Here is a 15,707-nt window from a genome sequence, read left to right as displayed (position 1 = left end):
GGGATTTAGTGTCGGTGTGGTAACCTCACTATTGCCTAAATTTCAGGGGGTGGCAATTTTTTTGCTTATAAAGCCCTCTATCAAGGTATTTTATAACCTATTTCTTATAAAAGTTTTGACAATACGATGAATGAAGAGGGGGTGAATGGAATGAAAAAATGGAGAATGAAAACGATGATCGGTTTTCTCGCGCTGTTTGCGATGATGACGGTGCTTGTGGCCTGTGGCACGGAGGAAGAGCAGGCTGGAGATTTGACCTTGGTGAATGAACAAGGGGAAGAGGTAACGCTGTCCAACAAAGACCGGGCGACGATTCTCTTTCATTTTACTGAAGTTGGCTGAGGACTTTGTCAGCAGCAGCTGGTTCAGCTGCAAGAAAACTTAGCTTTATTTGAGGATCTCGATGCCGATCTTTATGCCATAAGTGCGGATACCCCAAGTAACTCTATGGCGCTAAAGGAAGCGGGCGAATTCACTTATTCGTTTCTATCGGATGAATCGCTTTCGGTGCTTGACTATGTTCATATGAAAGATGAGGAGCATCAGATGTCCTATCGTGGCGTCAGCATCCTTGACGAGAATGGGGAGTATCTATTTCATCATATTAATGATCATTGGGGTGAGCAGATTGAAGAGACCGCTCAGCTTATTTATGATCAACTGAATGAATAATAATGAATAAAAGCGGCGGGCCGTTCTGAGCGATTTGAGCAGAGCGGTCCGCTGCTTTTTTTGGGGAGGGGAATTTAGAAAGAGCTTGAGACAAAACTAGCTTTGGACCTACTGGCAATGGCTTCATACGCCACAAGCCCGTTGTGAGTGGGTTTCTCACAACGGGCTTTAAAAGATCGTGGCGGAGTTATATTTCTGAACGGTGGTTTACCCTCTTTTTCATTTGTTCGGATAGTCATGTAGGTAACATACTTTTGTCCCACCCTCCCTTTTCTTGCTTGTACGGCTCTAACAAAAAAGAGAACATCCATGAACGTAAATCGGTTTATGATTTTTTTAAGTTATTTGAAATAAAATAAAAATACAGTTGAATTAATTTTTATACATATATATAATGAGTACCAAGATCAAAAAACGAGAGCGAGACGGAACGGGGAGAGAGAAAATGCGAGTAGGGATTATTGGCGCAACAGGATATGGTGGCGCGGAGCTGCTGCGGATGCTCAAAAACCACCCTCACATTGAAGAGGTCGTGCTCTATACGTCCTCGAAAGAAGGAATGAATATTAATGAATCTTATCCACATCTTACAGCGATCTATGAGCAGGATTTAAAGCCGATTGATCCAGATACGCTGAAAAATGAAGTAGAGGCAGTCTTTCTGGCGACGCCGCCGGGCGTATCAGCGGAATGGTCGCAAACGATTGTTGAATCAGGCTGTCAGGTGATTGACCTGTCAGGTGATTTGCGCTTGCGCAGTCCCGAGCAGTACAAAGCATGGTATAAGCGTGAGGCTGCGGCGAAGTCGATCATCGACCAGGCTGTATATGGGCTGACAGAGTGGAGGCGTGAGGAAATCCGCGCGGCAAAGCTGATCGCGAACCCGGGTTGCTATCCTACCGCGACGTTACTCGGGCTGGCACCGTTGATTCAGGAAGGGTTGGTTCGGCCTGATTCGATCATTATTGATGCGAAATCAGGAACGTCAGGAGCGGGGCGAACCCCATCTGCGATCACTCACTTTAGTGAGATGAATGAGAATTTCAAAATCTATCAAATTAATCAGCATAAACATATTCCGGAAATCGAGCAGCAGCTCAACGATTGGAACGAAGAAGTGGCGGCGGTGACGTTTCAGCCTCATCTCGTCCCGATGGTCAGAGGAATTATGGCAACGATTTATATGACAGCAAAGAAGGAAATCCGGGAACAAGAGCTGCGAGAGCTTTATCAAACGTCTTATGAAAAGGAGCCGTTTGTCCGAATTCGCAAGCAAGGCAGCTATCCGGCGACGAAGGAAGTATATGGAAGCAACTATTGCGATATTGGCGTGACGTACGATGAGCGAACAGGACGGATTACGGTCGTATCCGTCATTGATAATGTCGTAAAGGGTGCTTCTGGTCAGGCGATACAAAATTTAAACGTGATGAATGGATTCGATGAGGAAGCAGGGTTAACACTCGTGCCGATGTATCCATAATGGAGAGGTGGTACACAAATGAAGGGAATTGCTAACGCACCAGAAATGATCGAAGTTGAAAGTGGCAGTATTATTACACCAAAAGGATTCCACGCGAACGGAGTATATACAGGAGTAAAGAGAAAACGCCTCGATCTTGGCGCGATCTATTGTGACGTACCGGCAAGCTCGGCGGCTGTTTATACATGCAATCGAATCCAGGCAGCACCGTTGCAGGTAACGAAGGAAAGCATTATGAAAGAAGGCAAGCTGCAGGCGATTGTCGTCAACAGCGGGAACGCCAATGCCTGCACAGGGGAACGCGGTGTAAAAGACGCTTATGAGATGCGGAAAGCAAGCGCCGCCCACTTTCACGTTCCTGAACATTATGTTGCAGTGACATCGACGGGGGTAATTGGCGAGTATATGCCAATGGATAAAGTGTTGCCCGGAATTGAACAGCTGAAGCCGGAAGCTTCCCTTGAAGGAGCAGAGGCGTTTAACCAGGCGATTTTGACAACTGATACAATGAACAAAAAAACGTGTTTCCAGACAACCGTAAATGGGAAAGTCGTTTCCATAGGGGGAGTCGCCAAAGGCTCGGGCATGATTAATCCGAATATGGCGACGATGCTCTCATTCATCACGACCGATGCTGTCATTGAACCGCCGGTACTGCAGCAGGCGCTCTCACAGATCACGAATAAGACATTTAATCGAATTACAGTTGATGGAGACACCTCGACAAATGACATGGTCGTCGTCATGGCCTCGGGTCTGGCCGGACACGAGACGCTGACGCCGGAGCATCCTGATTGGCTGGCTTTCTATCAAGCTTTGAAACAAACATGTGAGTCACTGGCGAAGAAAATTGCGAGAGACGGAGAAGGAGCGACAAAGCTGATTGAAGTCCAGGTGAACGGAGCGCTGAACGATGAAGAGGCGGGAAAGATCGCCAAAAAAATCGTCGGTTCGGATCTTGTGAAATCAGCTGTCTATGGCGCTGATGCGAACTGGGGAAGAATCATATGCGCGATTGGCTACAGCGGCTGTGAGATCAACCCTGAAACAATTGACATTGCGATTGGTCCAATCCAAACGCTGCAGAATAGCCAGCCGCTCGTCTTTTCAGAAGAAGCGGCAACGGCGTATTTGCAGGAAGAGGAGACGGTATTCATTAACGTCGATCTTCACATCGGCACTGGAACCGGAAAAGCATGGGGCTGTGATCTGACATATGATTATGTCCGGATTAACGCCGGCTATCGAACCTAAGCGAACAGGGGGAGAAAAGGTGAAGAATATAAGTGTAATCAAATGTGGCGGCAGTACCATTTCCGAGCTTTCAGAGGCCTTTTTTAAAAGCGTGCTCCTCATGCAGCAGGAAGGGAAGCACCCAATCATCGTCCACGGCGGCGGTCCGGATATTAACCAATGGCTGGCAAAGCACCAGGTTGAGTCGGAGTTTGTTGACGGATTGCGCAAAACGACCGCCGAGGTGCTGGAAACGGTCGAAATGGTGCTTTGCGGCAAGGTCAACAAACAGGTCGTCACCCAGCTTCAGCAAGCAGGAGGAAACGTGGTCGGCTTGTCGGGCTGTGATGGCAGGCTGCTTCAAGTCGAAGCGGTCAATCAGGCCAAGCTTGGCTATGTAGGGGAAGTACGAGCGGTGAACGGGGAGCTGTTGATCGCGTTAATGGAAATGGGAATTATTCCGGTCATCGCACCGATTGGCATGAATGAGGCGGGTGATCATTATAATGTGAATGCCGACAGCGCCGCTGCCGCGGTAGCCAGGGAGCTTGGAGCCGAGCAGCTTGTGTTTGTGACCGATGTCGACGGTATTTTGAAGGACGGCGAATGTCTCGAGCAGGTCACGGCAGAGGAAATCGAGGCGTATATTGCCGACGGAACGATTTACGGAGGAATGCTGCCAAAGGTCAGGGCGGCGTTATCGACATTAACGGATACGCTGCAATCGGTAATGATTATGAACGGCAAAGCAACGACGATCACCGAGAACGGCACGGTAAAAGGAACGACGATCGTAAAATCAGCAAATATCAAACTGTCGGTGACGTGAGGAGGAAACAGGAATGAGTGCATTATTCCCAACCTATGCAAGATGGGATGTAACCGCAGTAAAAGGGGAAGGCGCGACCTTAACCGATAAAGACGGAAAGCAGTACCTTGATTTTATTGCCGGCATTGCCGTCTGTAATCTCGGTCATTGTCACCCGAAGGTGAATGCCGCGCTTGAGAAGCAGCTTCACAGCTTATGGCATGTCTCCAATCTTTTTCAAATCGAAGGGCAGGAGCGCGTCGCCCAACTGTTAGTTGATCATAGCGTTGGTGACTATGTCTTTTTCTGCAACAGCGGCGCGGAAGCCAATGAAGCGGCGATCAAACTCGCCCGCAAGGCGACGGGAAAGCATCATATTGTCAGCATGAAGCAGTCTTTTCATGGCCGGACGCTCGGGAGCATGGCGGCCACGGGGCAGGAGAAGATTCATGCAGGCTTCGGTCCTTTATTGACAGAGTTCACCTACGTTACGCTAAATGATGAGAAGGAATTGGCGGGAGCGGTGACGGCGGATACAGCGGCGATCATCGTCGAAGTGATTCAAGGAGAAGGCGGCGTACTGCCGATGAGCAAGGAATATGCGAAAAAGCTCAGCCAAATCTGTGAGCAGTATCAATGCCTGCTCATTGTTGACGAGGTACAGACGGGAATTGGCCGGACGGGAACGGCGTTCGCCTACGAGCAGTTGGAGCTCTCACCGGATATCATTACAGTGGCAAAGGGTCTTGGAAATGGTTTCCCTGTCGGCGCTTTAATCGGCAAGAAGGAATTAAAGGAAGCCTTCTCTCCAGGCAGCCACGGTTCGACCTTTGGCGGGAATCCGCTGGCAATGGCCGCAGCTGAGGCTGTCGTAACCGAAGTGTTTACGCCGGAGTTTTTAGCCGATGTTCAACAAAAGGGAGATTATTTTAAACAGAGACTTGAGCAGGCACTTGCCTCCTTCAGCATCGTAAAAGAAGTACGAGGAAACGGACTGATACTCGGTGTAGCCTGTCACGTCGAAGCGGCTCCAATTATAACGGAATGCCGCGAAAGAGGACTGCTTGTCCTGCCGGCAGGTCCGAACGTAGTCAGATTGCTTCCGCCGCTGATCGTCTCAAATGAGGAACTAAACAGAGCGACCGGCATTTTGGCAGAGGCGATTGCTGCCGTCAACGAAAAGGAACAGCTGTCGATTTAGAAATGAAGAAGCTGGAAAAAGAGCCGTGCAGCGGCTTCGTACGGTGTACAGTTAAAAAGGAAAACGCTTTTGACGATTAAACCGGGCACAGTCGTTGGACCATGCTTCAAGCCTGGAAAAAGGGGAGCTTACCCTTTTATCCACGGCTTTTTATCAGAAAATCAATGTATAAAGATCAACATTTTAGTATAAGTATTCACAGGCGGAGTGGAGGGAAAAGCGGATGAAAGGCTATGTACTATTAGAAAACGGAGATAGATTTGAAGGAGTTCTGCACGGAAGTAATGGGGAGGTTCACGGGGAAATCGTCTTTTTTACGGGGATGACCGGCTACCAGGAAGTGTTAAGTGACCCTTCTTTTAAAGGCCAAATGGTTGTGTTCACGTATCCGTTAATAGGAAATTACGGGGTAAATGAAGCAGACTTTGAAAGCGCAAAGCCCCAGGTCAATGCGCTGATTGTTAGTGAAGTATCCGAAGAAGGCTACCACTATGAATCAGGCTGTTCCTTGCTGACGTATTGTGAGAATCATTCCATTCCGTTGTTCAGCGGAGTGGACACAAGAGGAATCGTCAAACGGATTCGTGAGCATGGCGATATGCGGGCTGTGTTAACAACAGACCCGGACAACGTCAGTTTTGCCGACATCGTCCCATTAGGAGAACAGGATGTCGTCGAAGCGGTTTCGCAAAGCAGAGTTCAAACGTTCGGCAGCGGTGAGCATCATATTGTAATGGTCGATTTCGGTTACAAGAAATCGATTGTAGATTCCTTGCTGCAAAATGGCTGCAAGGTGACTGTTGTCCCGTATTTAACGTCTTTTGAGGAAATTGAACAGCTGGCCCCGGACGGTGTTTTGTTCACAAATGGACCCGGCAATCCAAAGCAATTGAACAGCCAGCTGCCGTTGATCAAGAAGGTGGCGACGACGTATCCGACAATGGGAATCTGTTTAGGCCACCAGCTGTTGGCGCTTGCCTTTGGTGCGGATACGGAAAAGCTGACATTCGGACATCGCGGCGCCAACCAGCCGGTGATTGATACGAAAACAAAGCAGGTGTATATGACGTCGCAAAACCACAGCTATGTCGTCACTGAGCCGTCGTTAAAAGGAACCGGCTTTGAAGCGAGATATATGAACATTAATGATGGTTCAATCGAAGGACTCATTCATCGCGATTATCCAATCTTAACGATTCAATTCCATCCGGAAGCTCACCCGGGGCCATCAGACAGTGAGCAGCTTTTCTTCACATTCATTGACATGTTGCGGAACAAAGGGAGAGAAAAAGCATATGCCTAAAGATTCGACATTGAAAAAAGTACTCGTTATCGGCTCAGGGCCCATCGTCATCGGGCAGGCAGCCGAGTTCGATTATGCCGGCACCCAGGCTTGCCTAGCGTTAAAAGAAGAAGGAATCGAAGTGATTCTAATTAATAATAACCCGGCTACGGTAATGACCGACGAAGCATGCGCCGACCGCGTTTATTTTGAACCGCTGACGGTCGAAAGCGTCGAGGCGATTATTAAGAAAGAAAAGCCGGACGGCATTTTGGCGACGCTCGGCGGGCAGACCGGGCTCAACCTGGCGATGGATCTCCACGATGAAGGAATTCTCGAACGCTACGGAATCAACTTGCTCGGAACGCCGATTGAGTCAATTAAAAAGGGCGAGGACCGGGAAGAATTCCGCGCTTTGATGAAGGAATTGAATGAACCGGTACCGGAAAGCGAAATCGTGACGACGGCTGAAGCTGCCTTGGCATTCGCCGGACAGGTCGGCTATCCGATTATCGTTCGCCCGGCTTACACGCTTGGTGGAGCCGGCGGCGGGATCGCTAAGAATGAGGAAGAGCTGAAGCGGATTATAAAAGGTGGACTGGAGCTGAGTCCGATCAGCCAATGTCTCGTCGAAAAAAGCATCGCCGGCTTCAAGGAAATCGAATATGAAGTGATGCGTGACAGCAATGATACGTGCATTACGATCTGTAATATGGAAAATATCGATCCGGTCGGCATCCATACCGGCGATTCGATTGTCGTCGCTCCTTCGCAAACGATGACGGATGTCGAATATCAACTGCTCCGTTCCGTTTCAGTGAAAATCATTCGGGCGCTCGGCATTGTTGGTGGCTGTAACATTCAATTCGCGCTTGATCCGTACAGCAAGCAATATTATTTAATCGAAGTTAATCCACGGGTCAGCCGTTCCTCGGCCTTGGCGTCGAAAGCAACCGGTTATCCGATCGCGCGGATGACGGCGAAAGTCAGCCTCGGCTATCATCTGCACGAACTGATTAATCCGGTAACAGGACACACATATGCCAGCTTTGAGCCGGCACTTGACTATATTGTCGTTAAATTCCCGCGCTGGCCGTTTGATAAATTTGTCCACGCGGAACGGACGCTTGGCACGCAAATGAAAGCAACCGGTGAAGTGATGGCGATTGAGCGCAATTTTGAAGCGGCGATTCAGAAGGCGGTTCGCTCACTTGAACTAAAGGTCGATGGGCTCACTCTTCCGATCATTTCCAAGAAGACCGATGAAGAGCTGTGGGAGCTGCTGATCAATGCTGATGATCGTCGCTTTTTTGTCATCATTGAGCTGCTCAGACGCGGCTATTCAACGGAAAAGCTTTTTCAGGCGACACAAATTACCCAGTTCTACTTACGCGGCTTTGAACGTCTCGTCAAGATGGAGCGGGACATTGTAGCGTCTTCGTTTGAAGCGGTGACGAAGGAAGAGCTCTACACGTATAAAAAAGCCGGCTTTTCTGATGCCTGGCTCGCCGGTGCTTGGAAAGTGACGGAAGCCGAGCTTCGGGCGAAGCGTAAGCAGTGTGCGATTACGCCTTCTTATAAAATGGTTGACACATGCGCTGGTGAATTTGAAGCGTCGACAGCTTATTTTTATTCGAGCTGGTCCGGCGAGCATGATGTCGTCCCGTCAACCGGCAAGAAAAAAGTGCTGCTGCTCGGCTCCGGTCCGATCCGCATCGGCCAAGGAATTGAATTTGACTATTGCTCCGTTCAAGGAATTCAAGCACTGCATCGTCTCGGCTATGAAGCGATCATGATGAACAACAATCCGGAAACGGTCAGCACCGATTACGCGACTGCCGACCGCCTTTATTTCGAGCCATTGACTGTCGAGGATGTCCTCAATGTCATTGATTTGGAGCAGGTCGAGGGCGTGATCGTTCAGCTTGGAGGCCAAACGGCGATCTCCTTAGTTGCCGGGCTGGAAGCGGCCGGGATCAAAATTTACGGCACAAATCTTGATACGATTGATCAGCTTGAGGACCGCGGCCGCTTTTATGCGTTTATGAGAGAAGTCGGCGTCCCGCATATCCCGGGGGAAACAGCTGAAAACAAAGCAGATGCGCTGAAGCAGGCGAAGGAAATTGGCTATCCGGTTTTGATTCGTCCTTCCTATGTCATTGGTGGTCAAGGAATGATGCTGTTTGAATCAGAGCGTGAATTTGTTTCGTATTTGAACGACGAGGAGCAGACAATCGCCTTTCCCCTGCTGATTGATGCTTACTTGAAAGGAATTGAACTTGAAGTCGATGCGTTAACGGACGGAGAGGAGGTCTGCCTCGCCGGAATGTTTGAGCACGTCGAGCGTGCCGGCGTTCACTCAGGTGACAGCGTCGCCGTGACACCTCCTTATACGATCTCTGATAAAATAAAGGCCCAGATTGTCGATTACAGCGACAAAATCGCCAAAGGGATGGAGTTCCGCGGCATTTTTAACATTCAATTCGTCCTGCACGAGGAAAAGCTCTATGTGATTGAGATTAATCCGCGTGCCTCGCGGACAGTGCCGATTTTAAGCAAAATTTCAAATGAACCGTTAATTGACTATACAATTCAGCTTTTGCTTGGCGCGTCGCTTTCGTCGCTCGGGCTGACAAAGGGAAGTCTGGCTGAGCCGAGCTTCTATACAGTGAAGGCGCCGATTTTTTCCTATCAAAAATTAGCCGGCCTCGATCCGCTGCTTGAAGCGGAAATGAAGTCAACCGGCGAATTAATGAGCATGAGCCATGATTTAGCTGAAGCGTTTCATAAGGCGTTCGCCTGGTCAAAGGCGACTAAGCCAAAGCTCTATTCAAAGACAGGAACGATTTTTGTCGATGTCGCCGAGGAATTTAAAGAAGCCTTTCTACCATTTCAACAGCGGCTGGAGGAGCTCGGTTTCACGCTGACATCCGAGCAGTTTGACGAGTGGATTCAGAGCGAGGAGGCAGTTGCGTTAATCAGCTTGCCGAAGCTCGGGACAAAAGATGGCACGGAGAAACGGCAGGAAGCGTTAAAGCAGCGCTGCACCGTCATTTCAGAAATGACGACACTTGCCGCGATGTTAAAAGGGCGTCAGGTGGAACACATTAATTACTACGCAATCCAGGATTTATGGAATAAAGAAAAAGCCGTGCTAAACGGCTAAGGAAAGGTTCGGTTAATGATGAACAATCAAATGACAGCCCCGATCACGGGCCATGATTTTTTAACATTGCTTGATTTCACACCGGCACAAATTGATGACTTGCTCGCTTTGGCGCTAAAGGTCAAGCAGGAGCCGGAGCAGTTTGCGGAAGCCTTGAAAGGAAAATCACTTGGGATGATCTTCGAGAATGCCTCAACGCGGACCCGTGTCTCGTTCGAGGTCGGGATGACGCAGCTTGGCGGCCACGCCCTGTTCCTCAGTCCACGCGACATGCAAATCGGCCGGGGAGAGCCGATTAAAGATACAGCGAACGTCTTATCGCGCTATGTCAATGCGATTATGATCAGAACAAACTCACATGAAACGGTCGAACAGCTTGCCGAGCATGCCTCGGTTCCGGTGATTAACGCCTTGACAGATGCCTACCATCCTTGTCAGGCAATGGCCGACCTCCTGACGGTTTACGAGCAAAAGAAAACGTTAAAGGGACTGAAGCTTGTCTATGTCGGAGACGGGAATAATGTCGCTCACTCTCTGCTCGCGGCAGGGGCGAAGACCGGGATGGATGTGACGGTTGCTTCGCCGGCGGGCTACGAAGTGGATCAGGCTATTTTTGAAAAAGCCGTCGCGGCGGCCAAGGAAACAGGAGCGGTGTTAACGCAGTCCAATCAACCGGAGGAGGCCGTCAAGGACGCGGACGTCATCTATACAGACGTCTGGGCAAGCATGGGCTTTGAAGCGGAACAACAGGAGCGTGAGCAGCATTTTGCCGGCTTCCAGGTGAACGAGCAGCTCGCCTCCCTGGCGAAAGCGGACTATCAATTCCTCCACTGTCTTCCGGCCCATCGCGGGGAAGAGGTAACGGCTGAGGTCATTGACGGCAATCGCTCATTTATTTACGATCAGGTGGAAAATCGCCTTCACGCCCAAAAAGCCATTCTGTTGTCCTTATTAACGACAATCTAATCTGTATTTTTTCGTTAATCCCTCCTTTTCTGGGCATGCTACATGAAAAGGAGGGATGTTAAGTTGGGACAAAACAGACAGTTCGAACCAGGCCAAAAAGCGCCGAATAACGGAATTTATGTTGAGATTGGAGAAACGGGAAGCATGGTCCAGCGGCCGAAATCCGTCAAGCTGCATGCCGGAGACACATTCCCGGAAACATCAAACCACAATCGCAAATGGACCCCGAGGCCGAAGGTGTAGGGGCGGGGGTGTATAAGGGCTTATTGTAGGTAGGGCTGTAGATTTCTTTTTTTTTGCTCTCTCTACGCAGAACGACTGGCAAGTACGTTTTGAACTCACGAAGAGTCTAAGAATGACAAATAGGAATAAATCCATATAAAAATCCTGATTTTTATATGGATTTTTATATGGAGTTTGAGTGATGCATGGTATAATTAATTGAAATTAGAATAGACTGGAAGTGAAGTTAATGGAAAAGCCTCGCTTTAAAAAAGAACAAATCGTACCAGCTACCATAGCGACTAAAAAATTTGCTGATGTACGAAAAAAAGCAAAGCATAGCCCTCAGTTTATTTCAGATCATAATGAGATTGATTCCGTAGTCCTTGCCTATGACGATTACGAAAAAATGTATATGGAACTTCTCTACCTGCGTCAATTAAATTGGGAAAGAAAAATAGCAGACCGCATTAAAGAGGCTGAGGCAAATGGTACACGGTATCAATTAGATGAAGCAATGTCGAAAGATGAATACGAGAACTTTCAAAAGCTTGATCCAGATCTTATTTCCGATGAGGATTTATTTGAAAAATGAAATCAGAGCGCAGATTCCTGCTGCAGTTTATCGATGCAAATGCGCTAAAAGAATACCGGAAATTAGATGGATCAGTAAAAAAACTAGTAGACATAGCCCTAAAGAAATTAGAAGCGCGAGCTAATGAAATAGGAAAACCCCTCGAAAGAAAGCTGAAAGGGTGTAAAGAGATCAAATTCCGTAAAAACGGCATCAGGATTATTTTTCGTATTGTAAAAGGACATGTAGAAATTGTAGAAATTATTTCCATCGGTTCGCGGGCGGACGAAGAAGTTTTTCAAAATGCCTCACATCGTCTTAAACATATTGAGTAGAAGCTGTCAATCTCGCTTAAATGACAGCTTTTTAATCACATTATAAAACGAACATTTTGGCCATTACGAGAGGTGAGTTGATGTACTGGTTATTGGGCGATCTGCCCAAGAAATCCGTTATTTACTTATCCTTACTCTTAGTTTAATCGAAGTGATAACCAAACGCCGCAATTTTCCTGTCACGGCGCTTGGTTATGTAAATGTATGACCTTCTCGTTCACCCTTCCTCCATCACCGTAACCTCGCCGGCCTCGATTCTGAAATTCCCAATTACCGTTATACCATCGACATCATATAGCGGGATGTCCCGCGGTTTGGCGTCCTTCATTAGCTGCATTGCTTCCTCTGGGTTTTGCGGCTGAGGGCCTTGAAGGTCTTCCTTTTTGACATAGCCGGTTGTCTTGCCATCTGAGCCATAGGCGCTGATCAAGTCAGGCTCTTCTTCATAATTTCTGGCATCCGCCGCTGACCCGTATGTCTGTCCATTTTCGTTAACTGGGTAAACAATGGACACCCGGTCACTCGGCGCCTCGGCTTCCGAATGAGCAAATGTACCAATAAAGTAGCCGCCGGTGCAGCCGAGCAGAAGGGTGATGGCCCCTATGAAAAAGCTTTTTCGCATCTTTGCTCTCTCCTTTATAAAAAAAAGTGATGTAGGTCAAGCAATTATCTGTTATGATAATTCAATTATAGCAATCCTTTCCATGATCGCAACTGATAGTTCAATTACCTTTTTCCAACCTTTCTATAAAGCGTAACTACTTCTTTGCTTCGTGCGTTATATAACAGAGAAGGTTACTGAAAAAGATCAGCCTGGGATCTATAACGTAGTGTTCCTTGGCCGAAAGACCGGTATCGAAACGTCCAGCCAGTATAAAATGACGGAAAAAGGTGAACTGCGTAGAAGGAATTAATCTCGACTATTTGACCGAATGTATGATGTTATATTTAAAGAAAAATACCCTGGAGGAAAAGATGCCGCTCACATTCGCACATCCCGCTGCCGTTTTGCCTTTTTCGCGCAAAAGTAAATATGTAAATTTCTTAGCGATGGTTCTTGGAAGCATGGCGCCTGACTTTGAATACTTTCTTCATGGCCGGCCATATGGCGAAATTGGTCATACGGCTTACGGATTTTTTGCTTTCAACCTGCCGATGGTAATCATCGTTTATCTCGTGTATGTCACTTTCATCCATAAAACGTTGCACCGTCATTTACCTTCCTTCTTACAGGAAGCTGCTCCGGAAAAAGCTCCTTCAACGAAGCCGCTGCAAGCTATTGTGTTTATCTACTCGGCTTTATTCGGGATGCTGACGCATGTCGTATGGGATTCCTTCACCCACTTAGGCGGCTTTATCGTCACACGGCTTTCCTTTTTGACGTACAGCTTTCAGCTGTTTGGCTTTTCCATTCCAGTTTTTAAGCTGCTTCAGCATGGAAGCACCGTTGCCGGGCTCGTGGCGATTTTTTTCTATCTCGTTTACCGTGCAAGAAGAAACCCCTATGAGGGAGAAAGGGTAAGCAGCCGGCAAAAGCTTGTTTATTGGTTTTTGATCACGTTGCTGACGCTGCTTTTCTTCGGGATCTGGCAATTGGTCGATCGCGTCTCACTTGCCGCTTACGGAGTTCACGTCGTGAGGATTATCGATTCAGCGCTTATCAGTTTATTGCTCGTCTCTTTGCTTCTTTTCAAACAAAGGGCAGAGGTATAAATGTTGCGCTCCTACTGAAACAAAACGATAAAAACAACCATCAGGAAGCGGAAAACTTCTGATGGTTGTTTTCTGATCTAGAAAGCAAGCTATTTTAATGGTCGTACTTTAAAATTTTGGTGGGAAAAGAAGTCTGTTGAAACGTAAACCGTTAACGATAAAATGAGCGTCACACCTAAATCGGTTGGAAATGCCAAATAGATCGGGTAAGCAAGGGCAAGCAGAAGGGCTCCATGACATAGAACATTTAACGGAAAAGGGACCTTGCTTTTCATAATCCATAAGAAGGGTCTTATGACAAAAGCCAACAGAACGCTCCACAGGAGAAAGAAAACAAAGCTAACTTTTAGCATATCAATGAAAGAAAATCCTATCAGTGTGTTTTCAACTTTGAAAGCAAACATGGCCATGATCATAGTTGTAAGCAAGCTTAATGTAAGTATGAAATAGATTAGAAATCTACTGTACACTTGAAATCCCTCCAAATTCAAAACGGTATGCTTTTAATACAATAGTACCAATATGTCTATTGTCCTCGCCGTACAATGCTGGGGCACTGAAGCCACTGCGCTGCACTCGCATGCGGATTAAACCTGATCCATCCAGGACTATCGAATTAGTTGGATTGAATCCTTTTGCCAAGGTAGCATAAAGATCCTGATCCCCCCTAAAGGTCACAAAATTTACCTTTGTCTAAAAAATATATTTGTTTTTAGACTTTTTCATAATATAATGCAGTTATACTACTATTTTACTAGAGATTTGAAATGAAAAACGATAATTTTGATGAGGATGATACTTTTTTTAAAACTACTAGTTTGGAACGTAGAAAAGCTATTAATAAACAAAAGAAGCTTTAAGTATATAGGAGTAAATATTTTCCTCTCAGCTTTCACGTCGATTAAATGGTTTACATCCAGACCTATTTCAACAGCTTTTCCTTGATTTAGTCGGACAAATTCACGCTAAAACGCATTATACAACACTCATTATGCCATTAAAAATCATGGATTCAAGCAACATGCCGCTCAATCTAACCAACAATAAATGGGCTAAATTTCGCCACACTAAAGCGGCTGTAAGATTACATTTACCGCTTGTTATTATGGAAAAAGGAACGTCATATCCTGAAAAAGCCTTGGTTACAACAGCAAAGGAACATGATCGTAATCAGCTTGAAGTCATGGTTGATGACAAAGAATGCATGTATGTGTTTGACCGCGGTTATCTCGACTATGAACGCTTTGACCGAATGACGGACGATGGTTACTTTTTTCTATATAGACTAAGGAAAAACGCTGTAATACGGGTAGTTGACGAGTGTAAACTACCTAATGACTCATCTGTTTTAACCGATCAAATGGTGTTGTTTGGAACGACTCAAAACCGTGCTGAAAACTACTTTCGATACTTTTAAAATTGATGGATTCCAAAGGGAATGAGCTTCAATTAATCACCAACCGATTGATTTGAGTGCAGAAGAAATTTCAGAGATGTACAAATCACGCTGGGCGATCGAATTGTTTTTCAAATGGGTCAAACAACATCTCAGCATCAAAAAGTTCTAGGGTCAAAGTGAATGGGTATCCAAAACCAACTATTTATCGCACTGATTGTCTTTTGCCTACACGTTCTCGTTCAAATAGAAACGGCGAGTAAGCGAAAAATCTTGCAAATCAGCCGTTATTTAAAGGCTTCATTATGGAAACCAGCGCATATATGGAGTAGGAAGATTGAAGGGAAAACCATCCCTTAAAAGGATTTTGTCGTCGTCGCACTAGTCAATTGTAAAGTAATTACGAAATGGAGGGGCCACATTTAATTGAGTATTTACTTTTTTGGCTCTAAACACCAAAAGTAGTTAACCAGAATATTCTAACACTATTTATGCAACGCTAGTGTGAGATTCTATACTATTATAAAAGGAGGTACTGTCAAAAGTTCTATGAAAAGTCGGTAGATGGTTCAGATTCTTTCCATGAATTTAGTGGGAAGGCCACGCAATCGCCCTTGACAAACACGCCAATGGTTTGACTCGAGCTTATCAAGGGC

14 protein-coding genes and 1 pseudogene are annotated in these 15,707 nt (G+C 46.7%); 14 read left to right on the top strand and 1 reads right to left on the bottom strand.

Features of this window, described 5'->3' with window-relative positions; all coding sequences use genetic code 11:
• The first annotated feature begins 150 nt into the window (after positions 1-150).
• The 12 genes from M3202_RS21465 to M3202_RS21410 all read left to right on the top strand — a co-directional run bounded on the left by M3202_RS21465 (position 151) and on the right by M3202_RS21410 (position 11,942).
• Complete coding sequence (locus M3202_RS21465; RefSeq protein WP_251225260.1) at positions 151-342, top strand: hypothetical protein; 192 nt, start codon at positions 151-153, stop codon at positions 340-342.
• 18 nt (positions 343-360) lie between these two features.
• On the top strand, positions 361-672 hold the full coding sequence (locus M3202_RS21460) for a redoxin domain-containing protein (RefSeq protein ID WP_285890651.1): 312 nt from the start codon (positions 361-363) through the stop codon (positions 670-672).
• Positions 673-1,117: 445 nt separating this feature from the next.
• Positions 1,118-2,155 (top strand): N-acetyl-gamma-glutamyl-phosphate reductase, encoded by a 1,038-nt coding sequence (argC, locus tag M3202_RS21455; RefSeq protein WP_251225259.1) that lies wholly within the window; start codon positions 1,118-1,120, stop codon positions 2,153-2,155.
• Positions 2,156-2,173: 18 nt separating this feature from the next.
• Positions 2,174-3,409 (top strand): bifunctional glutamate N-acetyltransferase/amino-acid acetyltransferase ArgJ, encoded by a 1,236-nt coding sequence (gene argJ, locus M3202_RS21450; RefSeq protein WP_251225258.1) that lies wholly within the window; start codon positions 2,174-2,176, stop codon positions 3,407-3,409.
• Between the two features lie 19 nt (positions 3,410-3,428).
• Positions 3,429-4,217, top strand: coding sequence for an acetylglutamate kinase (gene argB / locus M3202_RS21445; protein WP_251225257.1), 789 nt, complete (start codon positions 3,429-3,431; stop codon positions 4,215-4,217).
• Between the two features lie 13 nt (positions 4,218-4,230).
• Positions 4,231-5,397, top strand: a complete 1,167-nt coding sequence (argD, locus tag M3202_RS21440) for an acetylornithine transaminase (protein WP_251225256.1) — start codon at positions 4,231-4,233, stop codon at positions 5,395-5,397.
• Between the two features lie 223 nt (positions 5,398-5,620).
• Positions 5,621-6,700 (top strand): carbamoyl phosphate synthase small subunit, encoded by a 1,080-nt coding sequence (locus tag M3202_RS21435; protein ID WP_251225255.1) that lies wholly within the window; start codon positions 5,621-5,623, stop codon positions 6,698-6,700.
• A complete protein-coding gene (gene carB / locus M3202_RS21430; protein WP_251225254.1) occupies positions 6,693-9,845 on the top strand; it encodes a carbamoyl-phosphate synthase (glutamine-hydrolyzing) large subunit in 3,153 nt (1,050 codons plus the stop codon). The genes M3202_RS21435 and carB overlap by 8 nt, the downstream gene beginning before the upstream one ends.
• An 18-nt stretch (positions 9,846-9,863) precedes the next feature.
• Entirely contained in the window at positions 9,864-10,811 is a 948-nt protein-coding gene (gene argF / locus M3202_RS21425) for an ornithine carbamoyltransferase (RefSeq protein ID WP_251225261.1), read from the top strand.
• Positions 10,812-10,874: 63 nt separating this feature from the next.
• Complete coding sequence (locus M3202_RS21420) at positions 10,875-11,054, top strand: YjzC family protein (RefSeq protein ID WP_251225253.1); 180 nt, start codon at positions 10,875-10,877, stop codon at positions 11,052-11,054.
• A gap of 229 nt (positions 11,055-11,283) precedes the next feature.
• On the top strand, positions 11,284-11,628 hold the full coding sequence (locus M3202_RS21415; protein ID WP_251225252.1) for a type II toxin-antitoxin system Phd/YefM family antitoxin: 345 nt from the start codon (positions 11,284-11,286) through the stop codon (positions 11,626-11,628).
• The gene (locus tag M3202_RS21410) at positions 11,625-11,942 is read left to right on the top strand and encodes a type II toxin-antitoxin system RelE family toxin (RefSeq protein WP_251225251.1); all 318 of its coding nucleotides are present in this window, start codon (positions 11,625-11,627) and stop codon (positions 11,940-11,942) included. The genes M3202_RS21415 and M3202_RS21410 overlap by 4 nt, the downstream gene beginning before the upstream one ends.
• A gap of 217 nt (positions 11,943-12,159) precedes the next feature.
• Here M3202_RS21410 and M3202_RS21405 read toward each other — a convergent pair whose 3' ends face one another.
• The gene (locus M3202_RS21405) at positions 12,160-12,564 is read right to left on the bottom strand and encodes a peptidase M56 BlaR1 (protein ID WP_251225250.1); all 405 of its coding nucleotides are present in this window, start codon (positions 12,562-12,564) and stop codon (positions 12,160-12,162) included.
• Between the two features lie 353 nt (positions 12,565-12,917).
• Here M3202_RS21405 and M3202_RS21400 point away from each other — a divergent pair, with 353 nt between their 5' ends.
• Together M3202_RS21400 and M3202_RS21395 are read left to right on the top strand one after the other, a co-directional pair.
• Complete coding sequence (locus M3202_RS21400) at positions 12,918-13,655, top strand: DUF4184 family protein (RefSeq protein ID WP_251225249.1); 738 nt, start codon at positions 12,918-12,920, stop codon at positions 13,653-13,655.
• Positions 13,656-14,538: 883 nt separating this feature from the next.
• A pseudogene (locus M3202_RS21395) lies at positions 14,539-15,411 on the top strand (IS4 family transposase); the annotation flags it as partial.
• Positions 15,412-15,707 lie beyond the last annotated feature (296 nt).

Origin of the sequence: Halalkalibacter oceani, from assembly GCF_023715605.1 — a bacterium.
Taxonomy (GTDB): Bacteria; Bacillota; Bacilli; order Bacillales; family Bacillaceae_D; genus Halalkalibacter; species Halalkalibacter oceani.
The sequence above is the reverse complement of the archived record's forward strand: the minus strand, read 5'-3'. Positions and strand labels throughout refer to the sequence as shown.

Bases quoted from the DNA above. Each gene is read 5' to 3' on its own strand.
- M3202_RS21465 (WP_251225260.1), top strand. From the start codon at position 151: ATGAAAAAATGGAGAATGAAAACGATGATCGGTTTTCTCGCGCTGTTT.
- argC (WP_251225259.1), top strand. From the start codon at position 1,118: ATGCGAGTAGGGATTATTGGCGCAACAGGATATGGTGGCGCGGAGCTG.
- argJ (WP_251225258.1), top strand. From the start codon at position 2,174: ATGAAGGGAATTGCTAACGCACCAGAAATGATCGAAGTTGAAAGTGGC.
- argD (WP_251225256.1), top strand. From the start codon at position 4,231: ATGAGTGCATTATTCCCAACCTATGCAAGATGGGATGTAACCGCAGTA.
- M3202_RS21435 (WP_251225255.1), top strand. From the start codon at position 5,621: ATGAAAGGCTATGTACTATTAGAAAACGGAGATAGATTTGAAGGAGTT.
- carB (WP_251225254.1), top strand. From the start codon at position 6,693: ATGCCTAAAGATTCGACATTGAAAAAAGTACTCGTTATCGGCTCAGGG.
- argF (WP_251225261.1), top strand. From the start codon at position 9,864: ATGAACAATCAAATGACAGCCCCGATCACGGGCCATGATTTTTTAACA.
- M3202_RS21415 (WP_251225252.1), top strand. From the start codon at position 11,284: ATGGAAAAGCCTCGCTTTAAAAAAGAACAAATCGTACCAGCTACCATA.
- M3202_RS21410 (WP_251225251.1), top strand. From the start codon at position 11,625: ATGAAATCAGAGCGCAGATTCCTGCTGCAGTTTATCGATGCAAATGCG.
- M3202_RS21405 (WP_251225250.1), bottom strand. From the start codon at position 12,564: ATGCGAAAAAGCTTTTTCATAGGGGCCATCACCCTTCTGCTCGGCTGC.
- M3202_RS21400 (WP_251225249.1), top strand. From the start codon at position 12,918: ATGCCGCTCACATTCGCACATCCCGCTGCCGTTTTGCCTTTTTCGCGC.